We start from the raw sequence: 6,000 nt of genomic DNA, 5'->3' as shown, positions 1-6,000 counted from the left end.
TTGCTGGCGATGGCGTCCGCAAGATCGCCATCGCCAGCAAGCCGGCTCCTACAGGGAGGTGTATTCAATCAGTGAATCGCGGGCACAAAAAAGGCCTCCCGAAGGAGGCCTCTTTTTTGTCACGCCGCTTGCGCAGGCGCTACCGGATCAGCAGCTGTAGTACAGCTCGTATTCCAGTGGGTGTACGAAGGTACGTACCTTGATTTCTTCTTCGCTTTTCAGAGCGATGTAAGCGTCGATGAAGTCATCGGAGAACACGCCGCCTTTGGTCAGGAACGCACGACCTTTGTCCAGCTCTTCCAGGGCTTCTTTCAGGCTGCCGCAAACTTGTGGGATCTCTTTCGCCTCTTCAGGCGGCAGGTCGTACAGGTTTTTGTCAGCTGCATCGCCAGGGTGGATCTTGTTCTGGATACCGTCCAGGCCAGCCATCATCAGTGCTGCGAAGCACAGGTACGGGTTGGCAGCTGGATCCGGGAAGCGTGCTTCGATACGGCGGCCTTTCGGGCTCGACACGTAAGGAATGCGGATCGAAGCGGAGCGGTTACGGGCCGAGTAGGCCAGCATCACTGGAGCTTCGAAGCCTGGAACCAGACGCTTGTAGGAGTTGGTCGCCGGGTTGGTGAAGCCGTTCAGGGCCTTACCGTGTTTGATGATGCCGCCGATGAAGTACAGAGCGGTATCGGACAGACCGGCATAGCCTTCACCTGCGAAGGTGTTCTTGCCGTCTTTCCAGATGGACATGTGCACGTGCATGCCCGAGCCGTTGTCGCCGTACAGAGGCTTAGGCATGAAGGTAGCGGTGCGGCCGTAGGCATCGGCCACGTTGTGCACGACGTACTTCAGGGTTTGGGTTTCGTCGGCTTTCTTCACCAGGGTGTTGAACTTGACGCCGATTTCGTTCTGGCCGGCAGTTGCCACTTCGTGGTGGTGAACTTCGACGGTCAGGCCCATTTCTTCCAGTGCGTTGCACATGGAGGTACGGATTTCGTGGTCGTGGTCGAACGGTGGAACCGGGAAGTAACCGCCTTTGACGCCTGGACGGTGGCCTTTGTTGCCGCCTTCCACGTCCTGGTCGGACATCCACGAGCCTTGTTCAGAGTAGATCTTGAACATGGAGCCGGAGATGTCGGACTTGAACTTCACTTGGTCGAAGATGAAGAACTCTGGCTCCGGACCGGCATACACAGTGTCGCCGATGGCGGTGGATTTGAGGTATTCCTCTGCGCGCTTGGCGATCGCACGTGGGTCGCGATCGTAGCCTTGCATGCTCGAAGGTTCGATGATGTCGCAGACCAGGATCAGGGTCGGCTCTTCGGTGAACGGGTCCAGTACGGCAGTGCTGTCGTCCGGCAGCAGGATCATGTCGGAGGCTTCGATGCCTTTCCAGCCAGCGATGGAGGAACCGTCGAACATCTTGCCGACTTCGAAGAAGTCTTCATCCAGCGCGTCGCGAGCCGGCATGGTCACGTGGTGCTGGGTGCCTTTGGTGTCCGTGAAGCGCAGATCAATCCACTTGACGTCATGATCTTTGATGAGTTGAACCGACTTCGACATAGTGTCCTCCGGGTGGCTTCGGGCTTAGTAGTGGATGCCCTTAGAATGTGGGTGATGCCGGCGCGAATACTCTGCCAAGGCAACCTGCCTCACAAGGGAGCAAATTGCATGCCAGTGCCCCACCATGGGTTTTTTGCCCCAATATCACGCTTATAAAGGTGTAAAGCGCATTAATGGGGAAAATCCCGCCCTACAATGTGGCGTTAAAATCAACAAATGACCTGTTTTGGTGCGTGCAAAACCTTCTGCACATTAACTGGTTAAACCTTGAACAATTTCCGCTATAATCCGCGCCCCCCTTTTTCGGCAGGCCTCGCGCGCGCTGTTTCCATGAAATTAATCGTAAAAGTCTTCCCAGAGATCACCATCAAGAGCCGCCCGGTACGGATGCGTTTCATCCGCCAGTTGGCCAAGAACATCCGTGCCGTGCTCCGCGATCTGGATCCGGCCGTGGTGGTGAACGGCGTGTGGGACAACCTCGAGCTGGAAACCCGCGTCAGCGATCCCAAGGCTCTGAAGGAGATGGGCGAGCGTCTGAGCTGCATGCCGGGCGTCGCGCACTTCCTGCAAATCGATGAGTACCCGCTGGGTGATTTCGACGACATCGTTGAAAAATGCAAGCAGCACTACGGTGATGCGCTGGCCGGCAAGATTTTCTCGGTGCGTTGCAAACGCGCCGGCAAGCACCCATTCAGCTCGATAGATATTGAGAGATACGTCGGCAGCCAGTTGCGCCGCCAGTGCGGTGCCGCCGGGATCGACCTGAAAAAGCCTGAAATCGAAGTCCGAATCGAAGTTCGCGACCAACGGTTGTTCGTGATCCACAGTCAGCACAACGGCATCGGCGGTTATCCGCTGGGTGCCCTGGAACAGACACTTGTGCTGATGTCCGGCGGCTTCGACTCCACTGTGGCGGCCTACCAGATCATGCGTCGCGGCCTGATGGCCCACTTCTGCTTCTTCAATCTGGGCGGAAGGGCCCACGAGCTGGGCGTGATGGAAGTCGCGCACTTCATCTGGAAGAAGTACGGCAGCTCCCAACGCGTGTTATTTGTCAGTGTGCCGTTCGAGGAAGTACTGGGAGAAATTCTCGGTAAAGTCGATAACAGTCATATGGGCGTAGTATTGAAGCGTATGATGTTGCGCGCTGCGACCCAAATTGCCGATCGACTGCAAATCGAAGCGCTGGTGACCGGGGAGGCGATCTCCCAAGTGTCGAGCCAGACATTGCCGAATCTGAACGTGATTGACTGCGTGACCGAGAAGCTGGTGCTGCGCCCGCTGATCGCCAGTCACAAGCAGGACATCATCGATCTGGCCAACGAAATCGGTACCGCCGATTTCGCCCGGCACATGCCGGAGTATTGCGGGGTCATTTCAGTCAACCCGAAGACGGCTGCCAAGCGCCACCGGGTGGAGCATGAAGAGAAAGAATTCGACATGGCAGTCCTTGAGCGTGCGCTCGAGAACGCCAAACTGGTGCCGATCGATCGCGTGATCGACGAATTGGGCCAGGATTTGCAAATCGAAGAAGTCAGCGAAGCACTGGCGGGCCAGATCATCATCGACATCCGTCACCCGGATGCCGCTGAAGACGAGCCGCTGGAACTCGATGGCATTGAGGTACAGACGATGCCGTTTTATGCATTGAACGCTCGTTTCAAGGAACTGGACCCTACTCGCCAGTACCTGCTGTATTGCGACAAAGGCGTGATGAGTCGCCTGCATGCCCACCATTTGCTCAGTGAGGGGCATGCCAATGTGCGCGTTTATCGACCGAGCTAAGAGCCCGGGGCTGTTTGCCTGTGGCCTGCGTCATCGGCCCCCCGACTCTGCCGTCAAGCTGTAACGGCAAGGCCTGACTCTACTGTTAATCGCTGCCAAGACTTGTCAGCACACCGAATCCTCTGATCGAGATACACAAGTGATCGAAAATCTACGCAACATCGCCATCATTGCTCACGTTGACCATGGTAAAACCACCCTGGTAGACAAACTCCTGCGTCAATCCGGCACTCTGGAGCGCAACGAGCTCAACGACGAGCGCGTGATGGACTCCAACGACCAGGAAAAAGAGCGCGGTATTACCATTCTGGCGAAAAACACCGCCATCAACTGGAACGGCTACCACATCAACATCGTGGACACCCCGGGCCACGCCGACTTCGGCGGCGAAGTTGAACGCGTAATGTCGATGGTTGACTCCGTTCTGCTGCTGGTTGACGCTCAAGACGGCCCTATGCCGCAAACCCGTTTCGTGACCAAGAAGGCTTTCGAAGCTGGCCTGCGTCCGATCGTGTGCATCAACAAGGTTGACCGTCCAGGCGCGCGTCCGGACTGGGTTCTGGACCAGATCTTCGACCTGTTCGACAACCTGGGTGCCACCGAAGAACAGCTGGACTTCAAAGTCGTCTACGCCTCGGCCCTGAACGGCATTGCCGGTCTGGACCACACCGACATGGCTGAAGACATGACCCCGCTGTACCAGTCGATCGTCGACAACGTACCTGCGCCGAAAGTTGACCGTGAAGGCCCGTTCCAGATGCAAATCTCGGCACTGGACTACAACAGCTTCCTGGGTGTTATCGGTGTTGGCCGTATCGCTCGTGGTAGCGTCAAGCCGAACACTCCGGTTGTCGCCATCGGCGCCGACGGCAAGAAACGCAACGGCCGTATCCTGAAGCTGATGGGTCACCACGGTCTGCACCGTATCGACGTTGAAGAAGCGTTTGCCGGTGACATCGTGTGCGTGAGCGGTATGGACTCGCTGTTCATCTCCGACACCCTGTGCCAGCCGGACAACGTCGAGGCGATGAAGCCTCTGACCGTTGACGAGCCAACCGTTTCCATGACCTTCCAGGTAAACGACTCGCCATTCTGCGGTAAAGAAGGCAAGTTCGTGACTTCCCGTAACATCAAGGAACGTCTGGACAAAGAGCTGCTGTACAACGTTGCACTGCGCGTTGAAGAAGGCGACTCGGCTGACAAGTTCAAGGTTTCCGGCCGTGGTGAGCTGCACCTCTCGGTACTGATCGAAACCATGCGTCGCGAAGGCTTCGAAATGGGCGTTGGTCGTCCTGAAGTGATCATCCGTCAGGTTGACGGCGTGAAGCAGGAACCGTTTGAAAACGTCACCATCGACACCCCTGAAGAATCCCAGGGCAAGGTCATGGAAGAGATGGGTCTGCGTAAGGGCGACCTGACCAACATGGTGCCGGATGGCAAAGGCCGTGTGCGTCTGGAATACAACATCCCTGCTCGTGGTCTGATCGGTTTCCGTAACCAGTTCCTGACCCTGACCAACGGTGCTGGCATCCTGACCTCGATCTTCGATCGCTACGACACCATGAAGTCCGGCGACATGTCCGGTCGTCAGAACGGTGTTCTGGTATCGGTAGAAACCGGCAAGGCTCTGACCTACTCCCTGGAAACCCTGCAGGCACGTGGCAAGCTGTTCGTTGAACACGGTCAGGAAATCTACAACGGTCAGATCGTTGGTCTGAACAGCCGTGATAACGACATGGGCGTCAACCCAACCAAAGGTAAGAAGCTCGACAACATGCGTGCTTCGGGTAAAGACGAAACCATCGCCCTGGTTCCACCTGTTCGCTTCACCCTGGAACAGGCTCTGGAGTTCATCCAGGACGACGAGCTGTGTGAAGTTACTCCTAAGTCCATCCGTCTTCGCAAGAAGATCCTGGACGAAGGCGAGCGTACCCGCGCTGCCAAGAAAGCCAAGAACTGAGTTTTAGTTCAGGCTGAATGAAAACGCCCCCGGTCGAAAGGCCGGGGGCGTTTTTGTTTGTCTGCGATTTGTGTGGCGTCTGTACCGGCCTCATCGCGAGCAGGCTCGCTCCCACAGGGTATTGATGGTGAACACATAATTTGTGCACGACACCAATCACTGTGGGAGCGAGCCTGCTCGCGATGAGGTCAGGTCAAGCAGCGAAGATTCAGATCAGAATTTCTCGAGAGGCCGACGGCTGCTGCTGGTCTCGCGCGCCACTTCTTTCGGCTTGTAAGCGCAATACCCCGGTCGCGGCCCGATCTTCGGGTGATTGCGGCAAGTATCCGGGCGCTTTTCATAAATAGTGCACAGACGGCTCTTACGATCCAGGTACAGGCAATCGTTGTTGCTCATGCGCTGGAGGGTGAAGATCTCGGTCTTCTGGCTGTAACGCTCGACGATCCCTTCCTTCTGCAGACGCTTGGCGATGTTCTTCGCCGGTTCGCCGCGCTCGAACTCGTCGACGATACCGATGCGGATCAGATCCTTGATCTTGACCTCGACCGGCAGGGTGCAGCAGCTGGATATGCAGGAACCGCACATCGGCGCAGAGTATTTGGCCCAGGTATCGAGACGATCGATCTCTGCGGCGGCGATCAGGTTGGGCTTCATCATCGGTTGTTACCAGCGTGTGCATCAGGGCGCGCGATCATACCGGG

Annotated in this window: 4 protein-coding genes; 2 read left to right on the top strand and 2 right to left on the bottom strand. The window is 56.7% G+C overall.

Annotation, left to right across the window (positions count from 1 at the left end; all coding sequences use genetic code 11):
• Window positions 1-147: 147 nt before the first annotated feature.
• Window positions 148-1,554: a type I glutamate--ammonia ligase gene (glnA, locus tag KGB24_RS14890; RefSeq protein ID WP_008028021.1), complete on the bottom strand. Its 1,407-nt coding sequence runs from the start codon at window positions 1,552-1,554 to the stop codon at window positions 148-150.
• 330 nt (window positions 1,555-1,884) lie between these two features.
• Here glnA and thiI point away from each other — a divergent pair, with 330 nt between their 5' ends.
• Window positions 1,885-3,339 (top strand): tRNA uracil 4-sulfurtransferase ThiI, encoded by a 1,455-nt coding sequence (gene thiI / locus KGB24_RS14885; protein ID WP_223413802.1) that lies wholly within the window; start codon window positions 1,885-1,887, stop codon window positions 3,337-3,339.
• A gap of 139 nt (window positions 3,340-3,478) precedes the next feature.
• Window positions 3,479-5,299 (top strand): translational GTPase TypA, encoded by a 1,821-nt coding sequence (gene typA / locus KGB24_RS14880; RefSeq protein ID WP_008028025.1) that lies wholly within the window; start codon window positions 3,479-3,481, stop codon window positions 5,297-5,299.
• Window positions 5,300-5,512: 213 nt separating this feature from the next.
• Here the strand turns inward: typA and KGB24_RS14875 are convergent, their stop codons facing one another.
• Window positions 5,513-5,953, bottom strand: coding sequence for a YkgJ family cysteine cluster protein (locus tag KGB24_RS14875; protein WP_085988407.1), 441 nt, complete (start codon window positions 5,951-5,953; stop codon window positions 5,513-5,515).
• Between the last annotated feature and the right edge of the window lie 47 nt (window positions 5,954-6,000).

The sequence above is a fragment of the Pseudomonas sp. BF-RE-25 genome (assembly GCF_019956105.1).
Classification (GTDB): domain Bacteria; phylum Pseudomonadota; class Gammaproteobacteria; order Pseudomonadales; family Pseudomonadaceae; genus Aquipseudomonas; species Aquipseudomonas migulae.
Note: the sequence above shows the minus strand (reverse complement) of the source record. Positions and strands in the feature narration are given on the sequence as shown.